This window comes from Bacillus sp. bc15, assembly GCF_900142585.1.
GTDB classification, from domain to species: Bacteria; Bacillota; Bacilli; order Bacillales; family Bacillaceae_G; genus Bacillus_A; species Bacillus_A cereus.
On sequence record NZ_FRBJ01000001.1, the window covers coordinates 1,087,628 to 1,103,535 of the forward strand.

Genomic DNA, 15,908 nt, shown 5'->3' on the forward strand with positions numbered 1-15,908 from the left:
TTTATTCCGTTTTATACAGTCTTCTCCCTCTTTCTATCCTGTTAACTTGACAACCGAATAAATGTATATCTGTATATTACGCAAAAATACTTCCATTTACCTTCCTATTGATGTAAAATTATTCCTATGTTTTACTTTTTAATACAGAAAGGGATTACTATGAAATCATTAATCAAAACGACATGTACAGCATTATTATTTACTGGAATATTAACAGGATGTAATAGCAATACTACATCAAAACAAGAAAAGAGCGCTCTCAAAAAGAATGCAATGCACTATGGAGAAATAGTTAAAAACGAATACTATAGAGCGACAGTTGAAAATGCAAAGTTTGAAAAAATAGACAAAGAGCGGCGCCTTACTACTCGTGTTATGATTAATAATGTTCGGGACGATGGACAAACTATTGATCTTTCGGAAATAAAATATTTCATACAAGATGAAAAAACTGGCGAGAAATATGAAGGTGAAGCTCATCCGATAGATGACGAGCACTATAAAAATGTTCCACACGAATTCTCTTTAACTACTGACATTGTGTTTGAACTGAAAACTTCACCAAAAGATTTAAATAATATGTATTTATACATAGATAGCAAAGCTGCGCCGTTAACAAATACATATTGGAAGCTTGATAATTTAGTATCTAAATAGAAAGGCCAGCCTTATACGACTGGTCTTTTTACATTCATACATTTAACACTTATATTCATTTTCTAATAACAACTTGAATAACATCAGCTAAACCAGTGTGCCCTTTCCCTTCAACTCGCTCTTGTTCTCCATTAAAGAAATGAATTACCTTATGTTCTTCACACCAAGTAAGGATATCAATTGGATCATACAGCATATCAACATCTTTTGGTCCACCAGTACTATAGTTTATTTGTTTTTTTGAGTAAACTTCAAACATAATTAATCCACCAGGTTTTATCGTTTGTATCATTTTATCTAATATCATTTTTTTATAATCATCATGAAAATGTCCAAATACCATAATTGCCGCATCATATTCATTTTCTGGCAAACTATCAGCTAATAAATCTACTTTTTTTGTATGCACGTTTACGTTATGCTTCTCTGCCAATTTTTTTGTCTTTTCTAATCCATCTTCCGAATAATCAATAGCTGTTACTTCGTTCCCTTGTCTTGCTAGAAATACAGCATTTCTACCTTCTCCCTCCGCAAATGCTATTACTTTATTATGATTTGCTAAACGAAATGCTTGTTCTTTAATAAATGTATTAGGTTCTTCCCCGTAAAAATATTCATCTGATTTATATCGATCATTCCAAAAATTATTCATCATCTTCTCTCCTTCTTCATATCATTTTCTAACTACAATTAAAGATATTAAAGAGCCCTTTTATCCTTAATTAATTTAAAAATAAAAGCAGATTAAAAATCCACTTTTATTTTTTTCGCAAGATCTACGATTTTTTGATTTCTTAACTCTTCTTCCATTTTCTCTTCTGCTGCGAGCATTGCCTCATTAATTAAACATCCAGGTTTGTCATGTAAACAACAGTCAAACAATGATGTTTTGCCTTCAATTGCATGTATAATATCTAAAAATGAAATATCTTCCCAATTCTTACTAAGCGAGTAACCGCCCTTTGGACCAGATGATGAGTGTATCATCCCTTCCTTTGTCAACTTAGTTAGTATTTTAGACAAGTACGTTGGTGAAACATTTTGCATTTCTGCTAATTGGTGAACACTAACTAACTTATTTGGTGTGGCCTTTGCCAGAAAAAGCATTGTATGAAGAGCATAATTTGTAGCTTTAGAATATTTCATAGTACAGCTCCTATTGTAGACTTCATGTATCTACAATAACTTTATTTTTTTATTATGTCAAACGTTTGTAATACTCCATACAACATTATTTCTTCACAAGTAATACATCTGCTGCGCAAATCGTCACTTCTCTAAATGGAGAGTCAAATAAAACACCTAGTTCAAAACCATCTTCAGTAAGAGCTATTTCATGATATAGCCACCAATAACTGTCAAAGTTTTCCTGCATAGAACACTTTGTTACTCCTATAAAGGTTACTTCAAGTTTATCAAATTCACTAAAAGTACCACTGCAATCTAATACGATAGACAAAGTATCTTCTGATTCTCTCTTTATTACTTTAATTACACTATCTTGTAGTGATGTCTTGTGTAACTGAGCGACATTTGACGGAAGTTTTTTCTCAATGGAATTAAAATATTCTACGTATGATTGATCTAATTGTGCCATTCTTTTCTCATAATCTGTTGTCCACTCTTGCATAAGTTTTTTCAGTTCACCTTATGGGTATTCTGAATTAATTGTTATGTTTTGTATAATTGAGTATATCGATTCAGGAAGGAATTTTAATAAATCTATTTTCCTTTCCTCTATTTCTTCCTTTAAACTTTGTATATCCATTTCCGACCATTCTTTTATAGACTCTATAAAACTTACAAATTCTAAAACTTGCATTTTTTTATACCATTCTCTTGTAAAATATTTCAATGACACCTCTCCTAAAATATCTTTACATCCAGTAAAAGCAATACATCCACTTATTATATCATTCCAATAACCATTTTTTCTAAAGAAATAATGTAAAAATGTAAATATTCCGCCTATTATTTCTAAAACTTCAGAATATTTACAAAAGTATAAAATTAGAATACATTTTAGCTGTACAAGATTCACCTGTACAAAAATTCAAACAAAAAGGGATGGTTATATGTTGAAGAAATTAGTAGCAGGGACATTAATAGCTGGTTTTGCATTAACTGGAGGACTAGGTGCAGTAAGTGCTGAGGAAAAAAGTAACACAATTAAGTCATTTGATTATTTAAAAGTGGATGAACAAAATGTTAATTCATTTGCAAAATTAAGTGATCAGGATAAGAAAGATATCCAAATTACTATGGTATTACCAGAGCAAAATGAAAATGGAGATTGGCTAGCTTATGGTTTTACTAGCCGTGAAACATTGGATGCGTATATTGCAAAGGATAAAAAAGCAATTAAAAATAATATTAATCCTTTAGGTAGCGGTGCTGGTAGTACTGATTTTTACGAACATAAAGATAAAGGTGGTCAATATATTTACTGGAGCAGCGGCTTTAAAAACTTACCATCTAGCTGGAATGACAGAATTTCTTCTGTAAGTACAGCGTCACCTTCTGCAAGTTATTCAACGACACTTTGGGAGCACACTTCAACACAAGGATATGGAAAAGGTGTTATATTTAAACACGCTGATTGGTATGGTAAAACTGCTAATTTAGCTCCTGATTGGAACGATATTACTTCAGCGATTGAAATTAAAAAATAATAAGATATTCTATTAATAAAAAATCAAACCACTATTCTCTTATTTGTTTAGAGAATAGTGGTTTATTATATTTCCATTTAAGCATGTACAGCATGTCCTACCGCTTGCATTAACGCTTCATGAATTGCTTCTGATAAAGTAGGGTGTGCTGCAATATAATCTCTCATTATATCAGCGGTAACTTCTGTATGAATCATTATGGTTCCTTGACCAATAAGTTCAGTTGCATGAGGACCGATAATAGAAATCCCTACAATTTCTTGGTATTTAGGTTCTACAATGACTTTTACTTTACCTACTTGTTCTCCTAAAATAAGAGCTTTTCCGTTCGCTGTAAAAGGAAATTCTCCGATGAGAATATCACCATATTGTTCTCTTGCACCTTTTTCACTTAACCCGACACTAGCTATTTCTGGAGCTGTGTATATACAACGGGGCACAGCGTGATAATTTACTTTCACGTCTTCTCCGCTTGCGTGTAATGCTGCTGTCGTTCCTTCATGGAAGGCAACGTGAGCAAGCTGAATTCCACCGATCACATCACCAGCTGCGTAAATATGCGATACGTTCGTTTGCATATGTTCATTCACAGCAATCCCTTTATTTGAAAACTGAACCCCTGCCTTTTCTAATCCTAATTGTTGCACTCGTGGTTTTCTTCCTACAGAAACAAGAACAAATTCTGGAGTTACTTCGTGAGTAATTCCCTCGTATTCAAATGAAGCTTGCTTCTTATAGTTATTTAAACCTTTTAAAACTGCTCCCGTAAAAATTTTCACCCCATCTTTTTCTAATTTCTCTCTTAAAGTATTCGCGATATCTTCATCTTCACCAGGTATTAATTGCGGTGCCATTTCAACTATCGATACTTTTGTGCCAAGTCTACTATAAATGCTTGCAAACTCGCATCCTATTACACCACCACCAACGATTAACAATGAAGATGGTACACTCTCAAGAGACATGGCATGGCTACTATTTAAAATCCATTTTCCATCAAACGGAGCGAATGGTAATTCTGTAGGTTCGGAACCAGCTGCGATAATAAAGCTCTCTCCATCAACTACTTCTTCTTTATTTCCTTGTACAACTCGCATACGATGATCCGTTTCGAATTTCGCTGTTCCTTTTACAACTTTAATTTTATTTTTCTTCATTAAATATTGTATTCCTTGGACGAGTTGCATTACGATTTGTGATTTCCTCGCCTGTATTTGATCCCAATCAATTGATATACTTCCTGTATTAAGCGTAACCCCATAATCATTCGCTTTTCTCACAATGTCATGTACTTCAGCACTTTCTAACAGTGATTTCGTCGGCATACACCCAACATTTAAACATGTTCCGCCAAGGTCAGCTTCATCAATAAGAGTGACATCTTTGCCATTTTGAGCCGCGGTAATTGCTGCTACATAGCCAGCAGGTCCGCCCCCAATAACAACTAATTTACTCATTCTCTCACCTTCTCTTTATAAAAGAATTGTTATAGGTTCTTCTAAATAATGTTTAATTGTGCGTAAAAATGCAGCTGCTGGTGCACCGTCTAATACACGATGATCGAATGTTAAACTTAAAGGTAACATACTTCCTTTTCTTAATTTTTTCCCTTTAAATACAGGAACATGTTCAATTGCACCTACACCTAAAATACCAGTTTCAGGTGTATTTAATACCGGTGTGAAATATTCAATACCAAAGCTACCTAAATTACTAATTGTAAATGTCGTTCCGTGCATATCATCACTACTTAAGCTACCTGCTCGTGCCTTTTGTGCCACATTCTTAATCTCTTTAGACAACTCTACTAAAGATAAATTATTTGCAAAGCGAATAGCTGGAACGACTAACCCTTTTTCTAATGCGACTGCCATGCCTAAATGCACATGTTCAAATTGATGAATTGCATCATCTATATAAGCGCTGTTCATTTCTTTATGCTCTCCAAGTGCTAATACAACAGCATGCGAGACGAAATCCGTAATAGTTAATTTATTATCATATCTTTTTTGTACAACTTCCGCTATTTCTTTATGTAAAGCAACTAAATCTGTTACATCTACTTTCATCGTTAACGTTAATTGTGCGCTATTTTGTAAGCTTGCGTGCATACGATTTGCGATTGCTTTACGCATACCAGTAACAGGAATCGCTTTACTTTCTTCTCGTTCAGATATTTCCGGAACGTTTACTCTTACCTCAAGTGCTTTTAATACATCTGCCTTTGTAATCCTTCCGCCAGGACCTGTACCAACTAATGCCTTGATATTCAGATTTTCAGACTTTGCAATTTTCTTGGCTACAGGTGAAATTTTAATTCTTTGCTTCGATACTTCTTTCCCATTTGCTTCTTGATTTTGTACATTTTGTACTTCTATATTAGATGTTTTTTCTTCTACAACATGTGTGCTTTCCTGCATTTCTACCTTTTCATTCGGTTTACCGATGTAGCAAATTACAGTACCAGGCGGCACTACTTCATCTTCACTTACAGCTATATCAAGTACCGTACCATCAGCTGGTGCTTCAATTTCCGTTTCAATTTTTTCTGAATTAATACTAGCAATTAGTTCTCCTTTTGCTACATTATCGCCTGCTTTAATATTCCAGCTCGTAATAATACCTTCTTTCATCGCCATACCTAACTTCGGCATTACAACTTCTACAGCCATGTCTCTCTCTCCCTTCTCATCGTTTTATTACACATGTAATAAAGATTGGTCTCCGATCATTTCTGATACAGTTTCAATTACTTTTTCTGGTGTTGGCAAATACAACTTTTCAAGTGGTGGTGAGAACGGAACAGGTGTATGTGGTGCTGTAATTCGTTTAATAGGTGCATCTAACAAATCAAAACCTTTATCCGCTACAATTGCCGCAATATCTGTTGCAATACTACATCTAGGATTCGCTTCGTCAATGACGATAAGACGATTTGTTTTTTCAACAGATGATAAAATAGTATCTTCATCAAGTGGTGATAAAGATCGTGGATCAATTACTTCTACTTCAAGCCCCTTTTTCGATAATTGCTTTGCAGCTGCAAGCGCTGTATGAACTTGCTTTCCGATTGCGACAATTGTTACATCAGAACCTTCCCGTTTAATATCTGCTTTTCCTAATGGAATTGTATAGTATCCTTCTGGCACTTCACCTTTCATATTGTAAAGTGTTTTATCCTCAAAGAAGATTACTGGATCATCATCTTCAATTGCCGCTAATAATAAGCCTTTTGCATCATACGGTGTGGAAGGAACAACAACTTTAATACCTGGTATGCTCGTAAATAATGCGTACAAACTTTGTGAATGTTGAGCTGCTGCACTAAAACCAGCGCCATGCATCGTACGTACTGTAACGGGTACTTTTGCTTTACCTCCAAACATATAACGGAATTTCGCACCTTGGTTTAATACTTGGTCAAGACAACTACCGATAAAATCATTAAACATTAACTCAGCTATCGGACGTAACCCAGTTGCAGCAGCTGCCATCGCAGCTCCCATATAACCCGCTTCAGAAATTGGTGTATCCAATATACGATTTCGGCCAAACTCTTGTACAAGTCCTTTCGTAACACCAAGAACACCACCCCAAGCTTCATCATCTTGCAGGTGATCAACTTGTGCACCGCCTGCAACATCTTCACCTATTAAAATTACATTTTCATCACGACGCATTGAGATTTTCATCGCTTCATTAATTGCAGTTGACATACTTACTGTTCTAGTCATAATTTTTCACCCTCCTCTTATTTGTAAGAAACGTATACATCTTTTAATAATTCTTCATCGTCTGGGTATGGACTATTTTCACTAAATTCAATGGATCTTTGTACTGCATCATCTACTGCTTTTTCCATATCAACAAGTTCAGATTCTGTTAATAAACCTTCATGAATTAAATGCTTACGGAAATTCACAATTGCATCTTTTTCGTTTAAATGTTCTTCTTTTTCTTCTGATGTTTTATATGTTTGCGCTTCACCTTCGAAATGACCATAATTACGATATGTCATACATTCAATAATTGTTGGACCATCACCATTACGCGCACGTTCAACTGCTTCTGCAGCAGCTTTATATACAGCTAGAAGATCTTTTCCATCTACTTGAACACCTGGAATATTATAAGCTTTTGCGCGATCAGCGATAGAATCACAACTTGAAGCATATTCAAATGTAGTTGCTTCACCGTAACCGTTATTTTCTGCAATAAAAATAACTGGTAACTTCCAAATCGCCGCTAAATTAACCCCTTCATGGAATGTTCCTTCATTATTTGCTCCGTCACCGAAGAAGCAAACACTTACATCTTTTGTTCCTTTATATTTAGCTGTTAATGCTGAACCGCAAGCAAGTGGGAAACCCCCGCCTACAATGCCATTCGCACCAAGCATTCCTTTATCCAAATCGGCAATATGCATGGAACCGCCTTTACCTTTACATAATCCTGTCGCTTTCCCGAAAAGTTCAGCCATCATACCATTTAAATCACAACCTTTTGCGATACAATGTCCATGACCTCTATGTGTACTTGTAATACTGTCACTATCCGTTAAGTGGGCACATACACCAACTGCTACCGCTTCTTCACCTGCGTATAAATGAACGAAACCTGGCAAAACGCCTTGCGCGAACAATTCATGCACCTTATCTTCAAACTTACGAATTTCTAACATTTTTTCGTACATCCAATGAGCTTGTTCTTTCGTAATTTCATTCCCTTTACTTTCAGTTGTTTTTAACATGTCCAGCCCTCCTATTTTCTTGTTCGTCTTTTATATTGCAAGTATTGTGCCAATTTCGAATCCTTGTTTTAATAGGTTTTCTCTATCTTTTAACAATAAAAAAGTGGACAAAATGAGACGTTTGTCTCGTTTTGTCCACCTTTGTTCCCTTAATAAGAGAATTGTTACTTTATTCATTATCAAAGCTCTTCTGTAATTTTCGGATGTAAATAATTTGACCAATATGATATGCATTATGAGTTGTTACATTCGCTAGCACTTCCCACCACTTTGCAGAAACAGGAAATCCCACTACATCACTTTCAACCTTTTCTTCATTTATGAGATTTTGCCATTGTAACAGTTTTTCTAGTAGTTTTTCCCGTAATTCATCGAAAGTTTGATTATCTGAGAGCATAAAACTTTTGTTATTATCTCCTATAGCGGGTACTGCATTCACATTTGATTCTTTATACCTAGTTTGCCACGTAGAGTTCCAATACAGTAAATGTTGTACGATTTCAGCTATACTATTACTCTCTTCATTCGGTTTCCAGAAAGCTTCCCTCTCAGATAAATCCTTAACTGCATCTGAAAATGGCATATACCAACTGGGATCATTTGCATTCGCTAATAGCTGATCTGCTAATACATCTTTTACATGGACCATTTTTCTTCCCTCATTTCATTATCATATTAATATACACTACTCTATATACGCTGATTCCCTATGATCCCCTTTTTTTACATACAAATTGATTTCATACTAAATGTAAGAATAATAGATTTTCTTATCATAACTCGTTATGATAAAAGAAAAAGAAAGCTGGCGGAAAATGAATAAAAAAATCGCAATAATTACAGGAGCCTCAAGTGGATTTGGACTATTAACTACACTCGAACTCGCAAAAAAAGATTATTTAGTTATCGCTACAATGCGAAACCTAGAAAAACAAGGAACCTTACTATCCCAAGTTACTCAACTTAACTTACAGCACAATATAAAAGTTCAACAATTAGATGTAACAGATCAAAATTCTATACATAATTTCCAATTGTTTTTAAAAGAAATTAATAGAATAGATCTCCTTATAAATAACGCAGGATATGCAAATGGGGGCTTTGTAGAAGAAATCCCAGTAGACGAATATCGAAAGCAATTTGAAACGAACCTTTTTGGAGCTATATCAATTACCCAGCTTGTTTTACCATATATGAGAAAACAAAGAAGTGGAAAAATCATTAATATAAGCAGCATTAGCGGCCAAGTTGGATTCCCTGGTTTATCTCCTTATGTATCTTCAAAATATGCATTAGAAGGCTGGAGTGAATCGCTTCGCTTAGAATTAAAACCTTTCGGAATAGATGTCGCTTTAATTGAACCTGGTTCTTACAATACAAATATATGGGAGGTTGGTAAACAACTAGCTGAAAACCAATCTGATACAACATCTCCTTACAAAGAATATATGGATAAAATACAAAAACATATTAATAGCGGTAGTGATACATTTGGTAATCCGATAGATGTTGCTAATAAAATCGTTGAAATTGCTGAAACAAAGCGTACTACTTTACGATATCCTATTGGAAAAGGTGTAAAATTTATGATCTTTACGAAGAAGATTCTTCCTTGGAGATTGTGGGAACACCTTGTTTTGAGAAGCTTTAAGAAGATGTAATAAACTTTTTGAAAACTATTTTGAAAGAGGTGCTAATTAAATGTTAGGTTTACCGTATGGGAAAGTGTTTTTAGTGCCGTGGACTGAAGAATGGGAAATTGAGTTTATGAAAGAGAAACAAATCATTGAGGAACAAATTGGCGAACATATTTTAGCGATACCCCATATTGGTAGTACTTCTATTCTATATTTAAGTGCAAAGCCAATTATTGATATAGCAATTGAATTAGAAAATTATACGGACGGTATACATTTTATTAAAAAGTTAGAACTACTAAACTATAAATATAGAAAAGAAGTATTACCCGAAAGATACTATTTTAATAAAAGTGAACCAAGAACTCATCAAATTCATATATATGAACAAGAGAATACATATTTAATAGAACAATTACAATTTCGTGATTACTTAAAAGACAATAAAACTGCACGCATGCAGTATGAACAGTTAAAAATTCAACTTTCACAAGCTAATCCTACTGATAAACATAAGTATGCAGAGGATAAAACTAATTTCATTACATCTATATTAACTAAAATAAATGCTTAAATAAACAAGAAACCATTTAGTAGTAAATGGTTTCTTGCTTATTAGTTATTTCATTATTTGTACTATCAAATTTTTATTATACAGCAGGTGGAAAGAAGTAAAATAGTATCGAAGTCATAAAAATAAACGTGAATACCCCAATTACCGAAAATATATATTCTTTCGATTCTTTATCATACTTCCATTCCATCAATGCTCTTAAGATTAACGTCCCACCTAAATAAGTAAAAATGACATAAGCGATATTAACACTTTCAAATTTAAAGATAAATATAAAGCTAGTTATTAAATAAATAAAAAGTAGTCCTATTTCCAATTTTTTATGTAAACTATTTACATGTTTCTTATATCCCCAAAAACCACCCTTGGGCATATTCAATTTTTTTCTTAAAAACTTATCGAGAAAGTAGACAGCTATACAAAAAACAATAGTTATAATCCCAAAAGTAGAAGCTCCCATTTTCACCCCTCCTATTATTTCATTTAATTACTTGAAATAAATTGGACTATATTACGGTTATCCCCTTCTAAATAACTTATGATGCCTTCAGGATATGTCGGCTTCTCCTGTAATTCCTCTAGACTTTTCCAAATTAATATAATATCCTCATGCTCTTTATGCCTTATTTCATTTGTAATGATTTTTTCAACAGTCCCCCAATGTATCAATGTACAATGATGACCATTTTCGTTGCCCCACTCAAAAATATGTTCATTTACAATTGCTAACTCTTGAACATCAACTTTCAAATCGTATTCTTCTATTAACTCTCGGATTATTGCTTCTTTTGACGTTTCACCAAATTCAATAGAGCCACCTGGAAAACGATAAAATGATTCATTCTCATCACATTGTACTAGTACTTTTGAATGTTCGTCGTTTACAATCATTACTTCAGCCCGTAAACGTGGTCTTATCATTTTCTCACCCTTTATTTGTATGACCATTCATCACCAATACGTATTATAGAATACATTCAAAATAAAACCTGTAATTATTAGTAACGGAACAATTCCAAACGAAATAATATATTCTTTTGCTTTCCTATCATATTTCCACTGCATATATCCTTGAAAAATGTACAACGTCATAAAAAAGAAAATTGGTATATAAGTCATGTATATTGGATTCAAAATTGAACCTATCATCATAAGTACTACATAAGAAATAATGATAATCCATTGCCCCCATTTATGTGATTGGCTGACATATTTACTATTCCATCCAGTTTGTCTCGGTATATTTAACTTCTTCCTCACAATTTTTTCTAAAAAGAATAAAATTATAATCCATAACAATAAGACAATTAGTTTCAAAAGAAACAGAAAGGCCTCCTCCTTTACCTTTTCTCCGGCTGATCACTCGGATACGTAGCACTCTCTTTATTTTCAACGTCCCAACTAATTATAGTCGCACTATCGCGTCCGAATTGATGATGAACGTGCTCTAATACATGATGAACACTTTCTTCAAGTTTTTTATTATTTCTATTCATATTATTATACAGATTTACTGGCGTTTCATATCGGCGTTCCCCGCATTCTAATACTCCATCTGTCACCATTACAATTCGGTTCTTTCCAGTACGTAATTCACGAATACCTGATGAATAACAAGGAACAGGTAAATCAAATGTGTTTACATTTCCAATCCATTCGTAAAAATGACGTTGATTTAATGCATATTGTCCTAACTTATGTAACTCTTCATGAAATACATACACTAAACAATCACCAATAGAAAGCCACCATATATAATTTTCTTTTCTTACACATAGTAAGCAAGCTGTTTCACCTTGTATTCTTTTGCACTTTTCCTTAAATGAAGATGACTGAAAAATTGTCAGTATATGATTTTCAATAGATTGAAACACTGTATTAATTGGTTCATTCAAAATTACTTTTATATTTTCATATTCTTTTTCGATTGTATTTACTACTAAATCAACACTTTCTGCACTATTATGTCCATCTAATATAGCTGCAAATTCCCATTCACCATTTGACCAAACTAATACACCATCTTCATTCTTTTTCGCTCCAGCACTTATATTCCCGCCATATTTACCAAGTACAATATCACCATATTGCTTAACTGAAATTTCTCCTAAACACATTTCTATATTTCCAACCCATGAATATTGTGTATTATTTGTTGTATGCATACTCATTTACCATATACTTACGTATTCTTTCGCATAGTTTTTTTATTTTCTCTTCATCACCATATGGTGCACCAGTCCATTTCGCTACTTCGGTTGGTGACCAAAATTCTTTTGGTGTATTTGGATAACGTGGAATAATGTGCATATGCATATGTGGTACACCATTTCCTGAAACAAAAGTGTAAATATGCTCTGCACCTTCGCTTTCTTTTAGCGCTTTACTTACTCTACTTGTTATAAGTCCGAACGCTTTCGCTTCTTCATCTGTTAGTTCAGCAAGGCCAGGTACATGTCTTTTTATATCTATCATTACATAACCTAGGTATGTTTCTTCACTATCCCAGTAGACATGTCCAACGTAAACGAGTTCATCTTCGTAAATAGCTCCACCTGGAACTATAATATTTCCTTTATGTTTTTCGCAAATGAAGCAGTTTTGTTCTACTTGATTGTTTGTTGACATATCCATCACCATCCTTTTCATATATAATATCACAAAAAAAGGAAAAATAAGTTTCGTATTCCGAATTTTCATTCTCTTTATACAGCAATTTTTGAAATGAATTTACACCTCATTATTTCTTCAAAAACGCAATCCCAATTATAATCCCAATCACAATTCCGATTACTAAATTATTTGTAAAGTGCCCTTGAAATACACCGATTACAACCCCTATACCGACACCTATTGCCAAAGCATCATTTCTTTTTTTATTTTTAGCCAAAATTGCATCTCCTCCCATCATTTCTCCCTAAACAACATGCATTCACTTAAATGTATTAATATACGCACTATCTCGCTTGAATCTTTTCAAAAAATGCACTTTAACTTCATATATAATATTTTCCATTTTCTGTACATACTCCTTTTATAATGAAAAAATTTCAAGTAACCATTAAATATATATAGGCATTTACTATAAGAAAGATCCGTAATTTATTGAAGGAGGAACGATTCAAATGCATCCTCATTGGAATCCAAATATAAATCAACAGTATGTTTATTCCCCCATCCTGTAAGGAATACATTGCATCATGATTCACAATATATGATGCAGCGCATCGCAAGTCTTGAAAGTCAGTTAGCTAAATTAATCTCATTAATTGAAGAAAATAATCAATTAATTAAATCCATGGAACAACAGCAAAACCAAGTTTGTGCACCAGCTGGAGGTTCTGTTATCGTTCGTATGTAAACTGGATGCAATAAAAAACACACTTTGTAGTATAAAAGTGTGTTTTTTGGTCATTATTTTCTTTTCGTATGGAACCCTTGTGTAATTCGGTCTAATATAATTGCGATTACTACGATAGCTAATCCAGCTTCAAATCCCATTCCGATATTAACTTGTGTTACCGAGCGATATACATCAACTCCAAGTCCAGGAGCTCCTACAAGTGACGCTGTTACAACCATTGATAACGAAAGCATAATACTTTGGTTCACACCAGCCATAATCGTTCCGGTTGCAAGTGGTAATTGTACTTTAAATAGTTTTTGTGATGCAGTGGATCCAAATGCATTCGCTGCTTCAATTAAATCTTCTGGAACTTGTCTAATTCCTAAGTCAGTAAAACGAATTGTCGGTGGCATTGCAAAGATTACTGATGCAATAATTCCAGGTACTACACCTACTCCGAAAAATGTGATCGCTGGAATAAGGTATACGAATGCAGGCATTGTTTGCATAAAATCTAATGTTGGTTTTAAAAATTTTGAGAAACGTTCATTTTGAGATGCTAATATACCAATTGGAATTCCGACAATAATTGAAATAATAACTGACGTAAGTACGAGTGCTAATGTTTGCATCGTTTGTGCCCAGTAGTTAATATTCAAAATAAATAATAATCCAATAAGCGTAAAAATGACTAAAGATAGTTTTCTCGTTGTGTACCAAATGAGGAAACATAAGATAATAATCATCAATATGGCAGGAATTATTATTAAAAAATTAGTGAGTAAATCAACGAATCCACCAATAATATAAGAGAATCCTCGGAATAAGCCTTCAAAGTGCTCATATAAACTTACAACAAATGAGTCGACCCATTCCCCTAACGGAATACGCGGTATACTATTCATCGTCTTTCACCTCTTCCTCAATGTTTCCTGCAAGAGCTTGAATGACACTTTCACGTTTAATAATTCCTCTTAGCCTTTTCTTCTCATCGATTACTGGTAACGGATATTTCATCTCCGCCATTTTTGCATACGTCTCTTCCAGTAAAGTATCTAAATACACATGCGGAATATCATTAAGTAATAAATCAGCAATCGGCCACTGTTTTTGTACTGCCTTACTCGCATCATCCGCAGTTAATATACCTAAAAACTCATACTTTTTGTTTACAACATATACAGTTGAAACACCAGCATTCCTCATAATTTGAAGGGCTACACGAGGTCCACGATCAATTAATAAAGTTTCTGGTCGTTTTAAAATAGACTCCGCCGTAATTACTTTTCCTAAATTCACGTCCGCAACAAACTTTTCTACAAATTCATTAGCGGGGCTCATCATAATTTCTTCTGGCGTTCCAATTTGAACGATTTCTCCATCTTTCATTAATGCGATACGATCTCCAATTCGAAGCGCTTCATCTAAATCATGCGTAATAAATATAATCGTTTTTTCCATTTTATCTTGCAACTCTAACAATTCATCTTGCATTTCTTTTCGAATAAGTGGATCTAATGCACTGAATGACTCGTCCATTAGTAATACATCTGGATTATTCGTTAGCGCCCTTGCGATTCCAACGCGCTGCTGCATACCGCCACTAAGTTGACTTGGATAATTATCTTTATGATGATCGAGTCCTACTAACTGTAGCGATTCTAACGCTTTTTTCTCTCGCTCTTCAACCGGAACTCCTTGTATTTCTAACCCATATGCAACATTTTGTATAACTGTACGATGCGGAAATAGAGCGAATTTCTGAAATACCATACTCATTTTCGTTCTTCTTACTCTTCGTAACTCTTCTTTTCCCATCGTTGCGATGTCTTCACCATCTATGTATATATGACCTGCAGTTGGTTTAATCAATTGATTTAACATACGAACTAGCGTAGATTTCCCGCTACCAGACAAACCCATAATAACGAAAATTTCTCCAGAGTATACTTCAAACGTTGCTTTTTTCACCCCAACGTTCATTCCTGTCTCTTTTAAAATTTCCGATTTACTTTTTCCTTCTTTTAATAAGGAAAGGGCTCTTTGCGGATGTTTCCCGAATACTTTTGTTACGTTTTCAACACGCACCTTTGTATTATCCATGTCACTACTCCTTTTCTACCCATCTATTCACATAGTGTTGCGATTTTACAAAGAAATATTACATAAAAATGACATTCATAAGATTTCTTTAAAATTCTCGTTTCCGTTCATAATAAGAATGCTTACTTATACATTTATTTTATAAGGCAAACGTTACTTAGGAGGTTTT

The 15,908-nt window shown here is 33.9% G+C and carries 20 protein-coding genes and 2 pseudogenes; 5 read left to right on the plus strand and 17 right to left on the minus strand.

Going from position 1 to position 15,908, the window contains the following annotated elements; genetic code table 11:
* Positions 1-159 precede the first annotated feature (159 nt).
* Positions 160-657, plus strand: coding sequence for a hypothetical protein (locus tag BUA87_RS05400; protein WP_048564773.1), 498 nt, complete (start codon positions 160-162; stop codon positions 655-657).
* Between the two features lie 55 nt (positions 658-712).
* Here the strand turns inward: BUA87_RS05400 and BUA87_RS05405 are convergent, their stop codons facing one another.
* The 3 genes and pseudogenes from BUA87_RS05405 to BUA87_RS05415 all read right to left on the minus strand — a co-directional run bounded on the left by BUA87_RS05405 (position 713) and on the right by BUA87_RS05415 (position 2,512).
* Positions 713-1,312: a class I SAM-dependent methyltransferase gene (locus BUA87_RS05405; protein ID WP_065228954.1), complete on the minus strand. Its 600-nt coding sequence runs from the start codon at positions 1,310-1,312 to the stop codon at positions 713-715.
* Between the two features lie 89 nt (positions 1,313-1,401).
* Positions 1,402-1,803, minus strand: coding sequence for an Rrf2 family transcriptional regulator (locus BUA87_RS05410; RefSeq protein WP_000877649.1), 402 nt, complete (start codon positions 1,801-1,803; stop codon positions 1,402-1,404).
* 85 nt (positions 1,804-1,888) lie between these two features.
* Positions 1,889-2,512 (minus strand): annotated as a pseudogene (locus BUA87_RS05415) (DUF4085 domain-containing protein).
* A gap of 220 nt (positions 2,513-2,732) precedes the next feature.
* On the opposite strand from BUA87_RS05415, the gene BUA87_RS05420 reads away from it, so the two are divergent.
* The gene (locus BUA87_RS05420) at positions 2,733-3,329 is read left to right on the plus strand and encodes a hypothetical protein (RefSeq protein ID WP_072938710.1); all 597 of its coding nucleotides are present in this window, start codon (positions 2,733-2,735) and stop codon (positions 3,327-3,329) included.
* 77 nt (positions 3,330-3,406) lie between these two features.
* Here BUA87_RS05420 and lpdA read toward each other — a convergent pair whose 3' ends face one another.
* Genes lpdA through BUA87_RS05445 form a run of 6 tightly spaced genes read right to left on the minus strand, consistent with a single transcriptional unit; the run spans position 3,407 to position 8,728 of the window.
* Positions 3,407-4,786: a dihydrolipoyl dehydrogenase gene (lpdA, locus tag BUA87_RS05425; RefSeq protein ID WP_072938713.1), complete on the minus strand. Its 1,380-nt coding sequence runs from the start codon at positions 4,784-4,786 to the stop codon at positions 3,407-3,409.
* Between the two features lie 15 nt (positions 4,787-4,801).
* Positions 4,802-6,001 carry a dihydrolipoamide acetyltransferase family protein gene (locus tag BUA87_RS05430; RefSeq protein WP_072938716.1) on the minus strand — a complete coding sequence of 400 codons (1,200 nt, stop codon included), beginning with the start codon at positions 5,999-6,001 and terminating at the stop codon, positions 4,802-4,804.
* Positions 6,002-6,028: 27 nt separating this feature from the next.
* Positions 6,029-7,063: an acetoin:2,6-dichlorophenolindophenol oxidoreductase subunit beta gene (acoB, locus tag BUA87_RS05435; RefSeq protein ID WP_000198898.1), complete on the minus strand. Its 1,035-nt coding sequence runs from the start codon at positions 7,061-7,063 to the stop codon at positions 6,029-6,031.
* A gap of 17 nt (positions 7,064-7,080) precedes the next feature.
* Complete coding sequence (gene acoA, locus BUA87_RS05440) at positions 7,081-8,079, minus strand: acetoin:2,6-dichlorophenolindophenol oxidoreductase subunit alpha (RefSeq protein WP_000921262.1); 999 nt, start codon at positions 8,077-8,079, stop codon at positions 7,081-7,083.
* 30 nt (positions 8,080-8,109) lie between these two features.
* Complete coding sequence (locus BUA87_RS31215; protein WP_001045415.1) at positions 8,110-8,256, minus strand: hypothetical protein; 147 nt, start codon at positions 8,254-8,256, stop codon at positions 8,110-8,112.
* On the minus strand, positions 8,249-8,728 hold the full coding sequence (locus BUA87_RS05445; RefSeq protein ID WP_000233794.1) for a DinB family protein: 480 nt from the start codon (positions 8,726-8,728) through the stop codon (positions 8,249-8,251). Before BUA87_RS05445 ends, BUA87_RS31215 begins: the two co-directional genes overlap by 8 nt.
* Positions 8,729-8,894: 166 nt before the next feature.
* Here BUA87_RS05445 and BUA87_RS05450 point away from each other — a divergent pair, with 166 nt between their 5' ends.
* Both BUA87_RS05450 and BUA87_RS05455 read left to right on the plus strand, forming a co-directional pair.
* Entirely contained in the window at positions 8,895-9,740 is an 846-nt protein-coding gene (locus tag BUA87_RS05450; protein WP_001034793.1) for an oxidoreductase, read from the plus strand.
* Between the two features lie 40 nt (positions 9,741-9,780).
* Positions 9,781-10,290, plus strand: a complete 510-nt coding sequence (locus tag BUA87_RS05455; RefSeq protein WP_072938721.1) for a GrpB family protein — start codon at positions 9,781-9,783, stop codon at positions 10,288-10,290.
* A 76-nt stretch (positions 10,291-10,366) separates the two neighbouring features.
* On the opposite strand, the gene BUA87_RS05460 is transcribed toward BUA87_RS05455, so the two are convergent.
* The 6 genes from BUA87_RS05460 to BUA87_RS05485 all read right to left on the minus strand — a co-directional run bounded on the left by BUA87_RS05460 (position 10,367) and on the right by BUA87_RS05485 (position 13,198).
* Positions 10,367-10,750: a DUF4181 domain-containing protein gene (locus BUA87_RS05460; protein ID WP_000501282.1), complete on the minus strand. Its 384-nt coding sequence runs from the start codon at positions 10,748-10,750 to the stop codon at positions 10,367-10,369.
* A gap of 23 nt (positions 10,751-10,773) precedes the next feature.
* A complete protein-coding gene (locus BUA87_RS05465) occupies positions 10,774-11,211 on the minus strand; it encodes an NUDIX domain-containing protein (protein WP_000620919.1) in 438 nt (145 codons plus the stop codon).
* Between the two features lie 30 nt (positions 11,212-11,241).
* Positions 11,242-11,607: a DUF4181 domain-containing protein gene (locus tag BUA87_RS05470; protein ID WP_000767735.1), complete on the minus strand. Its 366-nt coding sequence runs from the start codon at positions 11,605-11,607 to the stop codon at positions 11,242-11,244.
* A 23-nt stretch (positions 11,608-11,630) separates the two neighbouring features.
* A complete protein-coding gene (locus tag BUA87_RS05475; RefSeq protein ID WP_000557601.1) occupies positions 11,631-12,455 on the minus strand; it encodes a PP2C family serine/threonine-protein phosphatase in 825 nt (274 codons plus the stop codon).
* Entirely contained in the window at positions 12,439-12,939 is a 501-nt protein-coding gene (locus tag BUA87_RS05480; protein ID WP_025118383.1) for an HIT family protein, read from the minus strand. Before BUA87_RS05480 ends, BUA87_RS05475 begins: the two co-directional genes overlap by 17 nt.
* A gap of 91 nt (positions 12,940-13,030) precedes the next feature.
* Positions 13,031-13,198, minus strand: a complete 168-nt coding sequence (locus BUA87_RS05485) for a glycine zipper domain-containing protein (protein ID WP_000508401.1) — start codon at positions 13,196-13,198, stop codon at positions 13,031-13,033.
* 217 nt (positions 13,199-13,415) lie between these two features.
* Between BUA87_RS05485 and BUA87_RS30845 the strand changes: the two are divergent.
* Positions 13,416-13,651 (plus strand): annotated as a pseudogene (locus tag BUA87_RS30845) (hypothetical protein).
* Between the two features lie 53 nt (positions 13,652-13,704).
* Here BUA87_RS30845 and BUA87_RS05495 read toward each other — a convergent pair.
* Both BUA87_RS05495 and BUA87_RS05500 read right to left on the minus strand, forming a co-directional pair.
* A complete protein-coding gene (locus tag BUA87_RS05495) occupies positions 13,705-14,541 on the minus strand; it encodes an ABC transporter permease (protein ID WP_001084773.1) in 837 nt (278 codons plus the stop codon).
* The gene (locus BUA87_RS05500) at positions 14,534-15,739 is read right to left on the minus strand and encodes a quaternary amine ABC transporter ATP-binding protein (RefSeq protein WP_000370606.1); all 1,206 of its coding nucleotides are present in this window, start codon (positions 15,737-15,739) and stop codon (positions 14,534-14,536) included. Before BUA87_RS05500 ends, BUA87_RS05495 begins: the two co-directional genes overlap by 8 nt.
* Positions 15,740-15,908: the final 169 nt, after the last annotated feature.